The organism is Kitasatospora sp. A2-31, assembly GCF_022288725.1.
Taxonomy (GTDB): Bacteria; Actinomycetota; Actinomycetes; order Streptomycetales; family Streptomycetaceae; genus Kitasatospora.
Genome location: NZ_JAKNTA010000003.1, coordinates 444659 through 459413, shown reverse-complemented (window position 1 = coordinate 459413; position 14755 = coordinate 444659). Strand labels below are relative to the sequence as shown.

Below are 14755 nucleotides of genomic sequence, written 5' to 3'. Positions count from 1 at the left end.
GACCGACGACCCGCCCAGGACCGACCGACCGCACCGAGGGGAGCCCCGCCATGAGCGTGCCCGGCCACAGCCAGGACACCCTGCAGGCCGCCGGCCGGCGCTCCCTGGTGGACACCGCCATCGACGCACTGCGCGAGCAGCTCGCCGCCGGTGCGTGGCCGGTCGGCTCCCGGATCCCCACCGAGCACGAGCTGGCCGAGCGACTGCAGGTCGGACGCAACACCGTGCGGGAGGCGATCCGGGTGCTGGTGCACGCCGGGATGCTGGTCTCCCGCCAGGGCGAGGGCACCTTCGTACGCAGCACCAGCGACCCGGCCGCCGTCCTGCGCGGCGTGCAGCGCTCCGGGGTGCGGGACGTGCTGGAGGTCCGCGCGGCGCTGGAGGCCGAGGGCGCCCGGCTCGCCGCGCTGCGGCACACCCCCGAGGACATCGTCCGGATGCGGACCGCGCTGGCCCGTGAGGCCGAGGTGATCGCGGCGCACCCCGTGCGGGCCGGCCGCGAGGCCACCGTCGAGCACGACCTGGAGTTCCACACCGCCGTCGTCGAGGCCGCGCACAACCCGGCCCTGGCCGAGGTGTACCGGTACTTCGGCGCCTCGGTGCGCGAGTCGATGCGGACGGCCTTCGGCGACCATGAGATGCCCGAGGTGGTCGTGGCCACCCACGAGGCGCTGGTGGACGCGATCGAGAGCGGCGACCCGGACCGTGCGGAGGCCGCGTGTCGGGCGCTGCTCGCCGAGCCGATCGCGGCCGTCGAGCAGCTCCTCGCGGCCGTCGCGGCGCGGAAGTGACGGGGCCGACGCCCCCTTCCGCCCTCCGCACCCCCTGAGTTCACGAAAGAGCAGCACGTCCCATGGCCGTCACCCGTGCCCACCAGCCGGTCGCCACCCCGCCCGCACTCCCGGTCCGCACCCGGCTGGCGCACCCCGCCCTGTTGCTGACCGGCATCCTGCTGGTCGCCCTCAACATGCGCGCCTGCCTCGCGGCGATCTCGCCGATGGTCGGGGAGGTCCAGCGCACCTTCGGCCTCTCCGCCACCGCGAGCGGTCTGATCACCACGGTGCCGGTGCTCTTCCAGGGCGTCGGCGCGCCGCTCACCCCCCGGCTGACCCGGCGGTTCGGCACCGAGCGGGTGGTGCTCGGCGCGGTGCTGGTGCTCGGCGCCGGCGTGCTGCTGCGGGTGCTGCCCTCGGTGGCGGCGCTGTACGCGGGATGCGTGGTGATCGGGGTCGCCATCGCGGTGCTGAACGTGTCGATGCCGGGCCTGGTCAAGCGCGAGTTCCCGGCCCGGGCGGCGGCCATGACCGGCGTCTACTCGACCACCATGCTGGTCGGCGCGACGCTCGCGGCCGGGACGTCGGTGCCGCTGGAGCACGTGCTCGGCGGCGGGTGGCAGGCCTCGCTCGGCGCCTGGTCGGTGCTGGCGCTGGTCGCCGCGGTGGCCTGGCTGCCGCAGGTGCTCCGCTCCCGGCAGGACCGGGCGACGGCGCCGGCCGCCGCCCCGGCCGCCCCCGCGGCGGCGGCCCGGCCGGTCGCGGGGCCCTGGCGCTCGCCGCTGGCCTGGCAGATCAGCCTCTTCATGGGCATCTCGTCGCTGCTGGTCTACACCCTGGTGGCGTGGATGCCGACCATCCTGGCCGACCACGGGATGGACCGCGGCCGGGCCGGTCTGGTCTTCGCCTTCTCCAACCTGGTCCAGGTGGCCGGCGCCTTCCTGGTGCCGCTGATGGCCGGGCGGATGACCGGTCAGCGGGCGCTGGCCGTGGTGATGGCCGCGCTGAACGGCCTCGGCATCGCCGTTCTGCTGGCCGCCCCGGTGTCGGGCGCCTGGGTGGCGGCCGCCGTCCTCGGTGTCGCCCAGGGCGGCTCGCTGGGGCTGGGCCTCGCCTTCATCGTGCTGCGCACCGACAGCGCCGCGGGTGCCGCCAGGCTGGGCGGCATGTCGCAGGCGGTCGGCTACCTGGTGGCCGCGGCCGGGCCGGTCGGTGCCGGGGCGCTGCACCAGCTGACCGGCGGCTGGACCACTCCGCTGGTGCTGATGCTGGTGCTGGTCGCCGTCGTCGGCGCGGCCGGCTGGGGCGCGGGCCGCAACCGGACGCTCTGAGCCGAAGCCGGCTCCGCGCCGCGCCGCCCCGCGCCGCGCCGCCGGGGCGGCTACGACTCCTCGGCCGCCAGGGTGAGCCCGGCCAGCTTCACCGAGGCCAGCACCGTGGCCCCGGCCGTCACCACGAGCAGCAGCGGGACGGCCGCGCCGAGCGCGACGGACGTGGTGATCGCGCCGTCCGCGGCCACCGTCCCGGCCACCGAGAGGCCCCACTGCTGGACGCTCAGCGTCCGGGCACCGTTGACGAAGTTGCCGACCAGCGCCTCCCAGACCAGCGCGTACGCCAGGCCCGCCACCACCGCGTGCCGGGTGGCCACGCCGAGCAGCAGGAAGAGCGCGCTGTACGCGGCCCCGGCCAGCAGGACGGCCACGGTGTAGCCGAGCGCCAGGCCGTCCTGCGTCCCGTAGAGCATCAGGCCGCTGAGCAGGGTCGGGATCGCCGCGAGCACCCAGGTGGTGGCGACGGCGACGGCCAGCTTGGTGGTGACGATCTTCCACCGGGGCAGCGGCTTCGCCAGCAGATAGACGATCGAGCCGTCGTCGATCTCGGTGGCGATGGCGCCGGTGCCGACGACCAGGCCGAGGATCGGCAGCAGGGTGCCCAGGCCCAGCTGGCCGAGGATCTTGACGGTCAGGTCGTGCTTGTCCCCGCTGGAGCCGCTCGCGATCGCCGACACAAGCAGCAGCAGGGCGGGCACCACCAGCAGCAGGATGCCGCGGCGGCGGCCCAGCAGGCCGCGCAGCGTCAGCCTGGCGACGGTCGGGTTCATGGTGGGTCGGCCTTCCTGGGTCCGGTTCCGGGGTGGGGTGCCGCGGGCGCTGGGGGCTGGGTGCCGCGGGTGCCGCGGGTGCTGGAGGTACCTCGGGTGCTGGGGCTGGGCCGTAGGTCCGGGTGCCGGACGGGGCCTACGCGGAGACGAGGTAGGAGAACACGCTCTCCAGCGACTCGTCCGCCGGTGCGACGGTGAACAGCCGGATGCCGGCCTCCCGGGCGACCTTCGGCAGCAGGCTGGTGAAGCCCTGGAAGTCGACGGCCTGGATGCTCAGCCCCTGCTCCTGCCGGTCCAGCGCGATGCCGGCCGTCGACGGGTCGGCGATCAGCGCCGCCGCCAGCCTGCGGTCGTCGCTGGAACGGACCAGGTAGCGGTGCGGCCGGTCGGTCATCAGCCGTCGGATCCGGCGGAAGTCCCCCGAGGCGGCGTGCCGGCCCGCCACCACGACCTCGATGTGCCGGGCCAGCTGCTCGACCTCCTCCAGGATGTGCGAGGAGAAGAGCACCGTCCGGCCGTCGGCGCCGAACCGGCGCAACAGCTCCATCAGCTGCAGCCGCTGGCGCGGGTCCATGCCGTTGAAGGGCTCGTCGAGCAGCAGCACCGCCGGGTCGTGGACCAGCGCGGAGGCCATCTTGACCCGCTGCTTCATGCCCTTGGAGTAGGTGCCGGTCCGCCGCTCCTGGGCGTACTCCATCTCGACCAGGGCCAGCGCCCGCCGGGCCGCCGCGCCCGGGTCGGCCAGGCCGTGCAGTTCGGCGTTGGCGAGCACGAACTCCCAGCCGGTCAGGTAGTCGTACATCGACTCCCGCTCGGGGACCAGGCCGATCTGCCGGTACACCTCCTGGTTGCGCCAGATCGGCGCGCCGTCCAGCGTGACCGCGCCGGTGGAGGGCGCGAGGAAGCCGCTCATCATGTGGATGAGGGTGGACTTCCCCGCGCCGTTCGGCCCCAGCAGGCCGGTGACGCCCGGCCCGATCGCCATGCTGACGTCGTTGACGGCGACCACGTTCCCGAACCAGCGGGAGACCTTGTCGATGGTGATGGTGGCCATGACGCCCTCTCAGATCCTGCGGTGGGTCGGTGGTGGGTCAGATGGTGCGGTAGCGGCGCAGCAGCAGCGCGTAGGAGCCGGCCACCGTCGCGGCCGCGGCGGCGGCGAAGACGATCGTGCCGAGGGCGCCGGGCGCGTGCAGCCGGGCGCCGCCGGAACCGACGTCGAACAGCTGGTCGGCCAGGCTCTCGACCAGTGCGCCGGGCGACAGCAGCGCCACCCACTGGGCGGAGTCCGGGACGGTCGACGAGGGGCCGGTGGCGATGCCGACGACGATGCCCACCACCGCCGTGCTGACCGCCAGCCAGCCCATGATCGCGGCCACCCCGAAGCCGCGGCGCGGCGTGGCCGCGGCGATCACCAGCGCGACCGAGGTCGGCACCAGGGCGTAGAGCACGGCCGTCAGCAGGCCGTACAGGAAGTGCGCGCTCTGGTGTCCGAAGCTCATCCCACCGAGCAGCGCGCCGGCGTAGAGCACCAGCAGCGGCGCGGTCATCAGCAGCAGTTGGGCGCAGACCATGGCGGCGAACTTGGCCCGCACGTAGTCGGCCCGGGTGATCGGGCGGGAGAAGTAGAGCGGGACGCTCTGGTGGCGCAGGTCCCGGGAGAGCAGGACGGGCGCCTGCGCGGCGAGGAAGATCGAGACCACCAGGTCGAGGTCGGCGAGGTAGGCCGGGTAGTCCGTCGGCAGGTCGTCGGCCTGCTGGACGACGGCGATCGCCACCAGCAGCGCGGCCGGCGCGGTGACCGCGCCGAGCACCAGCATCGGCAGCACCTTGGACTTCGCGGAGCGCCCGAGCCCGTACGCGGCGCGCAGGCTCTGCACGAAGAGCGAGCGGGCGGCGTACGAGCGGCCGAGCCGGGGGCCGGTGTAGCCGCGGTAGCCGATGTCGTGGATGACGCCGGTGTCGGCCGATCCGGTCTCAGGAGACGGCGGCATCAGCGGTACCTCCCTGCGGTGTGCCGGTGCTGTCCGCCCCGGTGTCGGTGAACAGTTCGGCGACCCGGTGGCGGCGCTGCTCCAGCCGGACCAGCCCGAGGCCGAGGTCCGCGACCGCGTCGCGGATGGCGTCGTACGTCCCGTCGCCGGCCAGCCGGACGAGCAGCAGCCGCGGGCCGTCGGTCTCCACGGTCAGGCCGGCGGCGGCCAGCCGCTCGCGCACGGCGGTGCTCGCGTCGGCGGGTCGGCCTTGGTCCCGGCCGTCGGGGAAGTCCGTCACCTCGACGGCCAGGGTGGCGGTGGCCCCGGTGAAGGAGGCGGTGGAGGAGGACCGCAGCAGCCGTCCGCCGTCGATCACCACCAGGTGGTCGCAGGTCCGTTCCAGCTCGCCGAGCAGGTGGGTGGTGACCAGCACCGAGATGCCGAAGTCGGTGTACACCCGGCGGATCAGCGCCAGCATGTCGTCCCGGCCGACCGGGTCCAGCCCGTTGGTGGGTTCGTCCAGCAGCACCAGCTTCGGGTCGTGCACCAGCGCCTGGGCCAGCTTCACCCGCTGCTTCATGCCCGTCGAGTACCCGCCCATCGGCCGGTACCGCTCCTCGTAGAGCCCGACGTGCCGCAGCGTGTCGGCGGTCCGCTCACGGGCGGCCGCCGCCGGCAGACCGGCCATCCGGGCCATGTGGACCACGAACTCGGTCGCCGAGACGTCCGGCGGCAGGCAGTCGTGCTCGGGCATGTAGCCGACCTGCTCGCGGATCCGCGGTCCCTCGGTGGCGACGTCCAGCCCGAGGACCTGCCCGCTGCCCGAGGTGGCCGGGGCCAGCCCCAGCAGGATCTTGATGAGTGTGGACTTGCCCGCGCCGTTCGCACCGACCAGGCCGACCACCCCGGGCCGCACCTCAACGGTGAGCCGGTCGAGGGCGGTGACGCGGGGGAACCTCTTGGTGAGGCCGTCCGTCTTGATGACAGTGGACACGTCCACAAACGTAGTGTGGGCTTCCTGCGCGGGCCATGAGCTGGAATGACGAGCCTTCCTGCTGCTGCGGTATGACGCCGCACCACCAGCCCCCTAGGGGTCGGCAGAAACGATCTCCCCTTGTACTCTTGTCGGATTCTTGACGGGGGCCTACCGGGCGACACGCCCGGACGGGGGAGGAGCGATGAGCATGACCGACCGCGCGACCGAGTTCGACCGGATGATGAACCCCTGGGCGTACGACGCCTCGGGGAACCTGACCGCCGAGGCCCGGGCCCAGGAGACCGCCCGTACCCGCCTCAACTCCTCGAACGCGCCGGGCGACGGCGGCGGGACCGTCACGGTCGACCACACCGCCCTGGACGGCGCCGCCAACGCGTCCGACCAGATCCACGGCCGGGTGACCGGCGAGGGGCTCGCAGCGGACGACGAGACCTCCGCCGTCGCCACCTCGCTGTCCAACTGGAGCACCGGCAAGGCGGCCGGCGAGACCCGCTCCACCTGGGACCAGCAGATCGCCGCGCTGAACACCACGATCGGCGAGATCACCCAGGCGCTGCGGCAGACCGCGGCGAACTACCGCAACAACGAGACCGCGGTCAAGCACGACATGAACGCCTGAGGGGGACGGACGACATGGTCGACTTCCACGAACTGAGCACCGCCAAGCTGGACGTCCTGGGCACCGCCGCCACCGCCTGGGACGACGTGGTCAAGAAGCTGCAGGCGATGGACCGGGACTGGGACGGCGAGGTGATCGGCAAGGTCAACTCCGCCAACTGGACCGGTCCCTCGGCCGACGCGGCCCGGCCCAAGCTGCAGCGCGTCAACGAGCAGCTCACCGCGGCCGTCACCCAGGCGACCGCGATCGCCTCCGTCCTCAGGGACGCCGGCAACGACTTCCAGAGCGCCAGGGCCAAGCTCGACAAGGCGGTGGCCGACGCCCGGGCCGGCGGGCTCACCGTCACCTCCGACGGCACCGTCTCCTGGCCGCCCGCCGACAACGCCACCCGGCACGACCCGGAGGCCAACCAGGCCTACCAGGCCGAGTACCGGGGTAAGGCCGAGGCGGCCCGCAAGGCGATCGACGCGGCCGTCCAGGAGGCCACCGCGGCCGACGAGCGCGCCGCCTGGGCGATGCGCTCGGACACCACCACCGACAACCTGAAGTCCTTCAACGCCAAGGCGGTCGGCGCCGGGCCGGACGCGGACGGGATCCGCGCGGCCCAGCTCGCGGGCAAGGGCGGCAAGATCAGCGACGCCGAACTCACCGAGCTGAACTCGTTGTTGGCCGCCAACCAGAACGACCCGCTGTTCTCCACCCGCTTCTACCAGGACCTCGGCCCGAAGGGGACGCTGCAGGCCTGGAACAGCATGGTCGGCGAGGAGCAGCAGTTCAACGGCGCCAGCGACGCCCGGTGGAAGCAGTACCAGGAGCTGCAGAAGAACCTCGGCCTCAACCTGGCCACCGCCACCCGCCCCGGCAACGTGCCGCACCTGCCCGACCAGTGGGCCGCCGACCTGCGCAAGGCCGGCGCCGAGAAGATGTGGGACAAGCCCTACCGGCAGAGCGGGATGGACTACGCGCCGTACGGCTACCAGGTGCTCTCCGGCATCCTGCGCACCGGCGACTACGACCCGCACTTCCTCAACCCGATCGCCGAGCACATCACCCAGCTCGACACCGACGAGAAGTACTGGCCCTCGCCGGCCGGTATGCCGCCGCGCAGCGACCGGCGCGGTTACAACCTGCTGGGTGCCGAAGGCGGTTCGGGCTTCGAGCCGACCACGGCGGTCCTGGAGGCGCTCGGCCACAGCCCGGCGGCGGCCACCAAGTTCTTCAACGACCCGCCGACCGCGTACAACACCGACGGGACCGTCAACCCGAACGGCAAGGTGAAGCCGGGGGACTACCTCGAATACTTCACGCACGACAAGGAGTACACGCCGGACAACGTCTCGCAGAAGAACGAGCTGCGTCAGGCGGGCATGAAGAGCGGTCCGGACGCACTCGGCCACGCCCTGGAGGCGGCCACCACCGGGCGGCCTTACGACGACCACTCGGGCACGCCACCCAAGCACACCGCCGAGCAGGCCGCCGTCATGAACAAGGTCGTGGAGACCTTCGGCAACCACGGCAACGGCGGGGTCCTCGACGAACTCAAGGGCGAGGACGCCAAGTTCGCTCCGCTCCGGGACAGCCTCGGGCACATGTCCGCCGAGTACATGGGCGACGTCCAGCGCGCGCTCTCCCCGCACAAGAGCGACCTTCCGGTGAACGGCGCCCCGGCCGACCTCAAGGGCTCATCGGTCCACGGGCTGCTGGACGCGCTCGGCCGCGACCCGGACGCGTACGGCGCCCTGGTCAACGCCAACCAGGCGTACACCACCGCGCTGGTCCGCGGCGACCTGGACAGCGGGCAGGGCGACTTCGCCCGGCTGCAGTCCGACATCAACTCCGACACCCGGGCCGGCGGCGTCGTCAGCGGCATCCTCAACGAGGCCCGGGTGCACGAGGTCCACCAGGAGCACGCCAGCTCCGACAAGGAGTACAACGAGGCGCTGGAGAAGAACGCCGGCTACGCCACGACGGCCTTCACCACCACCATCGGCCTGGTCACCGAGCGGGTCCCGGTCGCGGGCGAGGCGGCCAACTTCATCATCGAGGAGATCGCCGACAGCGTGGTCAAGGCCAACGAGCGCGACACCACCGAGGACGGCCGGCAGGAAGCCCGCGACTACGTCGCCGAGGGCCGGCAGGCGGCGGCGATCAGTGCCAGCCAGGCCGTCCTCGACGCCGGCCACGACAGCAAGCTCAGCGCCGAGGACCTCAAGCGGCTGGCCGACAACGCCGGCGACCAGGCGCTCAACGGCTACACCGATGGCTCCAACAGCAACCAGAGCTCGAACGGGAAGGTCTCCGGATGATGAGAGCAGCACGCCGCGCGGCGGCGGCCGGCCTGGCGCTGACCGCCGCCCTGGGCCTGGCCGCCTGCGGCAGCGACGGCTCCGGCAAGGCCGCCGCCGAGAGCACGGCCTGCGACGGGGTGGTCCGCACCGACCGCGCCGGCGCGCTGCTGGAGGACGGCGCCGCCCCGACGTACCGGCTCGACCGGCAGCTCGACGCGACCAAGCAGGCCGGGCTCCAGCTGCTGGACTGCACGGCCGAGGCCAAGCAGGGCCTCGGACTCAGCGTCCGGCTGACCGGCAGCGAGACCCCGGAAGGCGCCGTCAAGGGGCCCGACCCGCAACCCGGCGAGCCGGTGTACTCGCTTGGCTTCGGCGACCGCAGCCAGGTCACCCAGTGGGGCGCCCGGTTGACGTTCCGGTGCGACGGCACGTACGCGAGGTCCGGAAAGCCGCTCTACTTCACCGTCCAGGCCGCGCCCTCCTGGACCTCGGGCGAGGCACCGCGGTCGCCCGCGAGCCGGTGGACCGCGCAAGCCTGGGCCCGGCTCGCCACCGACAGTGCCCGGCGAGCGGCCGGCGGCCTGCTCGGCTGCTCGGCGACGGTCGCGTGGCCGAGCGGGGAGCCGGTGCTGACCGCGGCCTCGGGCGCGGCTTCGGCCGGTTCGGCTTCGTCCAGCCCGGCCGCATGAGCACGGCCCGGCCGTCTCGGGTCCTGCTGCGGTCGGCCGGGCTCGGGCTGGCCGTGGCAACCGCCGGGGTGGTCGGCTACCTGGACTGGGACCACCACCGGCCGGCCGAGCAACCCGGGCGGGCCGCCCGTCTCTGCGGCCTGCCCACCGGCGCCGACACCCCGCTCGGGCGGCTACTGCCGCCGGGTGCACAGGACGTGGAGGCGCGGGAGGCCGACGGGTACGGCGGCCCCGGAGCCGGCGCACGGCGCTGCTCGATCCGGGTGGACGGGCGCACCGCGCTGACCCTCTCCGCCGTCCGGCGCGAGGGCTCGGCGGCGCTGTCCGACGAGGCGGCCCGGTGGCCGGACGCACACACCTTCGGCGCGGGCGTCCTGTCGGCCTCCTGGGCCGACGGTGCCGCCGTCGCCGACTACTGCCCAGGAGCCCCGGTCGCCCACGTGCTGCTGGAGGTGACGGCCGGAGAGGCGGCCCGCACCAGCCGGCCCGATCTGGAACAGGTCGCCGGGGAGGCGCTGGCGGGGCAGCGGAAGGAGGTCTGCGGATGAAGCGCTCCGAACTGAGCCCCGCCCTGGTGACTGCGGGTCTGATCGTGCTGCTCGGCGGTGGCCTGCTCGGCTGGCACCGGTACCTCGACGCCTCGGAGCACCGGCCGCCCGCCGTCGACCTCGCGCACGGCGAGTGCATGAGCACGCTCGCCGACCCGGCGTTCGCCGGCCTGCTGGGCGCCACCCAGCGGGTCCGGCTGGACACCCAGTACCGGCCCGGGGACGACAAGTCCGGCCCGGTGCTGATCTGTGTGGTGCAGGGCGGGGGCGGCCGGACACTCACCGCCTCGGCCCTCGGCCTGGCCGACGGCGCCCCGGCGCCCGGTGACACCGTCGGAACCGCCCGCTTCGACTGCGGCCCCGCCGGCCGGACCAGGCCCTACCTCGCCACGGTCCGACTCACCGGCGACACCGACCACCCCGTGGCCGGGCCGGGCGCGACCCGCATGGCCGAACTGGCGGCCGTCTTCGCCCGGGCCGCGGCCGGAACCCAAGCACTCGACTGCGCCCGCGACCCCCGACCGACGCCGACGGGGTGACCGCGGGGCGCGGACAGCCGCCGAGCCCGCGGCCGACCCCTGCTCAGGCCAGCAGGTCGGACTGGAGGGTGACGACCTGGCGGAAGGCGGCCGTGGGGACGCCCTCGGGGTTGGTCATGGTGACGACACCGACGACGTCGCCGGCCGACAGGTAGGCCACCCGGCCGGTGGGACCGGCCGTGGCGGCGCCGGCCGGGGTCTCCTTGGTGGCGAGGTCGACGCCGGAGACGGTGTCCCAGCCCTGGACGGAGCCGATCCGCAGCCCCGGGACGTCCTTCGGATCGGCGTTGGCACGCAGGTCGGCGAAGACGTCCCAGGCCTCGGCGGAGGAACCGAAGCCGAGCAGCCGGATCCGGGTGCGGGTGCCGTCGGCCGTGGTCCACTCGCGGACGGTGGCGGTGCGGCAGGCGTCCTGCAGCAGCAGGGTGCGCAGCTTGCCGGCCTCCTTCTGCTCGTCGGCGATCGCGTCGCAGGGCACCCACGCCGCCGGGGCCGCCGCGGCGCCGGAGGGGGAGGTGGAGGGGGAGCCGGCCGGGCTCGCCGGCGCGGTGGCGGAGGACGTCCCCGACGGGCTCGCCGAGGGAGCGCCGGAGGCGCTCGGGTCGGTCGGCGCCGGAGTGGTCGGCGCCGGGGCGGTCGGGGACGGGAAGACCGCCGGGGCCGCCGAACCGCCCGCCTCCCTGGGCACGGGCAGGAGCAGGAACCGCAGGTCGGCGGCGTGCCGGCTCTTGCTGTCGCGCGGCGCCGCCTTGCCGGAGGGCAGCGGCGGCAGGACCAGCGCCGGGAAGGTGTAGCGGCCGTCGTTCTCGGTGGCCAGACCGGGGAGGTCGGTGCGGTCGGGCGCCGTGACGCCGAGCGCGGCGCCCGTACCGGCCAGGGCGAACACCAGGACGGCCGCGCTCCAGCGCACCGCTGCCCGGCGCCGGCGGGTCCGGCGGGCCGCCAGCTCCTCGGGGCTCGGCTGCGGGACCGGCGACGGGAACGCCGTCGCGTCCGGTGCGCCCCAGGGATCGTGCTCGGCCGCCACCGGGGCGCCGGCGGGCGGGGCCTGGGGGGTCGGCGGCGCGATCGGCGCCACCGGTGCTGCCGGTGCTGCCGGAGGGGCCTCGGTGGGGGTGGCCGCGGCGTCGTGCGGGGTGGCGTGGTCGGTCATGCGGACGCTCCCGGGCTGGCGAGGCGGTCGAGCTGCTGGGTGAAGAGGGCGACGATCCTGTCCTTGGGCAGCGGCGCCACGCCCTCGGCGTTCATGATCACGAGGAGGTCGCCCTCGGCGGCCGAGCACTCCAGGTAGTCGATCGGCGCGGACGGCGGAGCCGGCATCAGGTAGCAGTGCGCCTCGGGGTGCCCGGGGACCGTCGGGCCGATGCGGAAGAGGCCGGTGTCGCCCGTGAAGACGGCCGTGTACTCGTTCTGCTTCTGCACCTCCTGCTGGTTGAACTGACGCAGCTTCATCCCGATGACCAGGTCGTCGCCCTTGGCCTTGTAGGTGCGGACGCCGGTGGCCTTGACATGCAGGCCTTCCCAGTACTGGCGGAGCTTGTCCCGCTTGTCCTTGGGGATCTGCTGGAGACCGTCGTCCAGTTCGGCGGAGAGCAGGTCGGCGCCCAGTTCGACGTCGTTGCCGTAGCCGCCCTCGTCCGGGCCGAGCGCGTAGCCGGCCGGCACGGGCAGCAGCAGGTCGCGCAGCGAGCCGAAGTGGTTGCCGTTGGACTTGGCGCCGAACGGGGTCGGGCCGGCGGTCGGCGCGGGTGCGGCCGTCGGCGCGGCGGCGGTGGCGGCGGGCGCGGGACCGTCGTAATGGGTCCTGATGACGCCGAGGCCGATCACCACGCCGACCAGGGCGGCCGCGACGACCGCGCCGGTGGCCCGGAGGAGCCGGCGGCCGGAGGCGGCCGGAACTGCGGGGGCCGGGAACGGCTCGGCGGCCGAAGCAGCAGAGGCCGGAACTGCGGGGGCAGGGGCGGGGGCGGCAGGGGCGGGGGCGGCAGGGGCCGGCGTGGCGTCGACGCCCGGGGTCGGCTCCGGGGAGGCCGCCCCGGTCACGGTGCTGTCGGTCATACCAGCCGCTCCCACTGCTGCTTGGCGATGCCCTTCACGACATCGGGGTTCACCGGCTCCGTGCCGAAGACCTTGATCTCCATCACCACGGTGCCGCGCTGCGCGTGCGCCGTCCCGAGGTAGTACTTCTCGGTGGTCTCGGCCCAGTACGAAGCCTCGGAGTCCACCTGGTAGCCGCCGTTGGCGTCGTCCGCGAACGGCTTGAGGTTGTAGCCGGTGGCCCGGGACTTCGCCTCGGCGGCGCGGTCGGCCGAGAACTGGATCAGCGAGACCCGGACCTTCAGACCGTCCTGCTTCCAGTCGACCTCGACGGCCCGCCGGAAGTCCTTGGCGTTCAGGGTCCTGAAGACCTCCGCCGACCGGCCGCTGCGCTCGGCGAGTTCGCCGACGGTGATCCAGGTCGGGGTGTCCGGGTAGTCGGCCCACGGGGTGGCGCCGGCCGGGGCCGGCACCAGCAGCTTCCGCAGGTCGCCGTCGACGGCCAGCGGCTTGGGCGCCGCAGCCGCGGCCGCACGCGGGTCCACCACCGCGGCCGGGTACGAGGGCAGGGCGACCTGGATCGGCGGCAGCGGCGTCGGCGGGCGGCCGGCCTGGACCGCGTAGCCGACGGCACCGCCGACCACGGCCCCGAGCAGCAGCCCGGAGACCAGCAGCAGCACCGGTCGGGGCCGGCGGGGCCGGCTCGTGGGCAGCGGGCCGGCGACCGGCGGGAAGGCGGGCGGGAAGGCGGGCGCTGCGGCGGGTTCGGCGCCGGGTTCGGCTGCAGACGCAGCGGGCGTCCCGGCGGGCGCAGGTGCGGCGACGGGCACAGGTGAGGCGACGGGCGCAGGTGCGGCCGGCGCGGCCGGCGCGGCCGGCTCCACGGGCTCGGGCGGCGCGAGGGGGCGCGGCGCGGCCTGCGTGGGCGCGTCGGCAGCCGACGGCTCCACGGATTCGGTGGTCACGGAAGGGCTCCAGGAGGCAGGAAGGGTGACGTGGAACGGGACGGCGGCGGGCTCAGCCGCCGTTGGACAGCCACTCGCGCTGGCGCTTCATCAGTTCGCTCAGCAGGGCCTTGTCCGGAGTGCCCTTCACGTCGACGTCGACCGTGTACTGCACGTCGCCCTGGCTGGAGATGCCGGCCATCGAGCCGGTGTAGGCCTGCTGCTTGGGCCGGTCCAGGTAGCCGTGCGCGGCGGGGTCCCCGTCGATGTCGATCGGGTCCAGCTTCATGGTGTGGTTCTTGGCGAAGTCGCTCGCCCCGCCGGTCGTGGCGAACCGCATCAGCGTGACGGTGACCTCGGCCTTGCCGTCGGCGGTGCGGTAGGTCCGGGTGGCGGCGTCCCGGTAGCCGTAGCTGCCGAGGATCCGCATGATGCCGTCCTGCTTGCCGAAGATGTCGGCCACCGCGTCGTCGTCCATCGTCATGCCGTCGACCGGCCCGTACGACTCTCCGCCGTCCGGGATCGGGAGCAGGAAGTAGCGCAGGTCGCCCTCGTGCTTGCCGCCCTTGACGGTGCCCCGGACCGTGCTGGTCGGCTTGGGCTCGGGGGCGGGCGGGGCCGTGGTCGGCACGGCGCTCGGCGCCGACGGGGCGGCGGCCGGAGCGGACGCGCTCGGGCTCGACGTGGCGGTGGCCGGCGCCGCGGCCGGTGCGGCGGCCGCGGCGGGCCGGGGATCCGGCTTGCCGACGGCCACGGTGACGACGGCGCTGGTCGCGGTGACGGCGAGCAGGCCCGCGGTGGCGAGGGCGACGCCGGCCGCGCGCGGCAGCCGGCGCGCCGCTGCGGCCGGCTCGGCGGGCACGGGCATCGCGGCCGGCTCGGCGGGCACGGCCGGAACGGCCTGGGTGTCTGACGCCTCCACCGTCGCCGGGACGGCGGCAGGCGGAACGTTTTCGGGCGCGGACAAGGAACTCCCCCGGAGGCATGTGGAATGTCGCGCGCGGGCCCCTCGCGGGCCACCCCCCGTGGCCCTTCGGGCCGACCGTCACGCGTCTCAGCTGGAATTATGAGAGCCGGTCCACACCACTGCCAACGAAATCAATCACCGCACTCCGTCACAATGATCAACCAATCGGACACGCCGTGATCGAACCGCAACGGGCGGATCGGGCACCTTCCGCCGGGCCGCCCCGTTCCGCGCTCTCCCACGGTCCTCACGACCCCCCGGACCGCCCGGCCGTCCG

15 protein-coding genes are annotated in these 14755 nt (G+C 74.3%); 7 read left to right on the top strand and 8 right to left on the bottom strand.

Annotated features, from left to right (window positions below; genetic code table 11):
• Positions 1-50 precede the first annotated feature (50 nt).
• Together MCM47_RS10865 and MCM47_RS10860 are read left to right on the top strand one after the other, a co-directional pair.
• The gene (locus tag MCM47_RS10865; protein ID WP_238860809.1) at positions 51-791 is read left to right on the top strand and encodes a FadR/GntR family transcriptional regulator; all 741 of its coding nucleotides are present in this window, start codon (positions 51-53) and stop codon (positions 789-791) included.
• A 62-nt stretch (positions 792-853) separates the two neighbouring features.
• A complete protein-coding gene (locus tag MCM47_RS10860) occupies positions 854-2104 on the top strand; it encodes an MFS transporter (RefSeq protein ID WP_238860807.1) in 1251 nt (416 codons plus the stop codon).
• A gap of 50 nt (positions 2105-2154) precedes the next feature.
• On the opposite strand, the gene MCM47_RS10855 is transcribed toward MCM47_RS10860, so the two are convergent.
• The 4 genes from MCM47_RS10855 to MCM47_RS10835 form a co-directional block, all read right to left on the bottom strand.
• Complete coding sequence (locus MCM47_RS10855; protein WP_238860805.1) at positions 2155-2874, bottom strand: ABC transporter permease; 720 nt, start codon at positions 2872-2874, stop codon at positions 2155-2157.
• Positions 2875-3010: 136 nt separating this feature from the next.
• Positions 3011-3928: an ABC transporter ATP-binding protein gene (locus tag MCM47_RS10845; RefSeq protein WP_238860803.1), complete on the bottom strand. Its 918-nt coding sequence runs from the start codon at positions 3926-3928 to the stop codon at positions 3011-3013.
• Positions 3929-3965: 37 nt separating this feature from the next.
• Positions 3966-4868, bottom strand: a complete 903-nt coding sequence (locus tag MCM47_RS10840; RefSeq protein ID WP_238860801.1) for an ABC transporter permease — start codon at positions 4866-4868, stop codon at positions 3966-3968.
• A complete protein-coding gene (locus MCM47_RS10835; RefSeq protein ID WP_238860799.1) occupies positions 4852-5844 on the bottom strand; it encodes an ABC transporter ATP-binding protein in 993 nt (330 codons plus the stop codon). Before MCM47_RS10835 ends, MCM47_RS10840 begins: the two co-directional genes overlap by 17 nt.
• Before the next feature lie 190 nt (positions 5845-6034).
• Between MCM47_RS10835 and MCM47_RS10830 the strand changes: the two genes are divergently transcribed.
• The 5 genes from MCM47_RS10830 to MCM47_RS10810 are packed head-to-tail and all read left to right on the top strand — an operon-like array spanning position 6035 to position 10530.
• Positions 6035-6466, top strand: coding sequence for a hypothetical protein (locus tag MCM47_RS10830; RefSeq protein ID WP_238860797.1), 432 nt, complete (start codon positions 6035-6037; stop codon positions 6464-6466).
• Between the two features lie 14 nt (positions 6467-6480).
• Entirely contained in the window at positions 6481-8772 is a 2292-nt protein-coding gene (locus MCM47_RS10825; RefSeq protein ID WP_238860795.1) for a hypothetical protein, read from the top strand.
• Positions 8769-9443 carry a hypothetical protein gene (locus MCM47_RS10820; RefSeq protein WP_238860793.1) on the top strand — a complete coding sequence of 225 codons (675 nt, stop codon included), beginning with the start codon at positions 8769-8771 and terminating at the stop codon, positions 9441-9443. Before MCM47_RS10825 ends, MCM47_RS10820 begins: the two co-directional genes overlap by 4 nt.
• Entirely contained in the window at positions 9440-9991 is a 552-nt protein-coding gene (locus MCM47_RS10815) for a hypothetical protein (protein WP_238860774.1), read from the top strand. The genes MCM47_RS10820 and MCM47_RS10815 overlap by 4 nt, the downstream gene beginning before the upstream one ends.
• The gene (locus MCM47_RS10810) at positions 9988-10530 is read left to right on the top strand and encodes a hypothetical protein (protein ID WP_238860772.1); all 543 of its coding nucleotides are present in this window, start codon (positions 9988-9990) and stop codon (positions 10528-10530) included. The genes MCM47_RS10815 and MCM47_RS10810 overlap by 4 nt, the downstream gene beginning before the upstream one ends.
• A gap of 43 nt (positions 10531-10573) precedes the next feature.
• Here MCM47_RS10810 and MCM47_RS10805 read toward each other — a convergent pair whose 3' ends face one another.
• The 4 genes from MCM47_RS10805 to MCM47_RS10790 are packed head-to-tail and all read right to left on the bottom strand — an operon-like array spanning position 10574 to position 14478.
• A complete protein-coding gene (locus MCM47_RS10805; protein ID WP_238860770.1) occupies positions 10574-11683 on the bottom strand; it encodes a hypothetical protein in 1110 nt (369 codons plus the stop codon).
• Positions 11680-12588, bottom strand: coding sequence for a hypothetical protein (locus MCM47_RS10800; protein WP_238860768.1), 909 nt, complete (start codon positions 12586-12588; stop codon positions 11680-11682). Before MCM47_RS10800 ends, MCM47_RS10805 begins: the two co-directional genes overlap by 4 nt.
• On the bottom strand, positions 12585-13532 hold the full coding sequence (locus tag MCM47_RS10795; RefSeq protein ID WP_238860766.1) for a hypothetical protein: 948 nt from the start codon (positions 13530-13532) through the stop codon (positions 12585-12587). Before MCM47_RS10795 ends, MCM47_RS10800 begins: the two co-directional genes overlap by 4 nt.
• Before the next feature lie 52 nt (positions 13533-13584).
• Positions 13585-14478, bottom strand: a complete 894-nt coding sequence (locus MCM47_RS10790) for a hypothetical protein (protein ID WP_238860764.1) — start codon at positions 14476-14478, stop codon at positions 13585-13587.
• Positions 14479-14755: the final 277 nt, after the last annotated feature.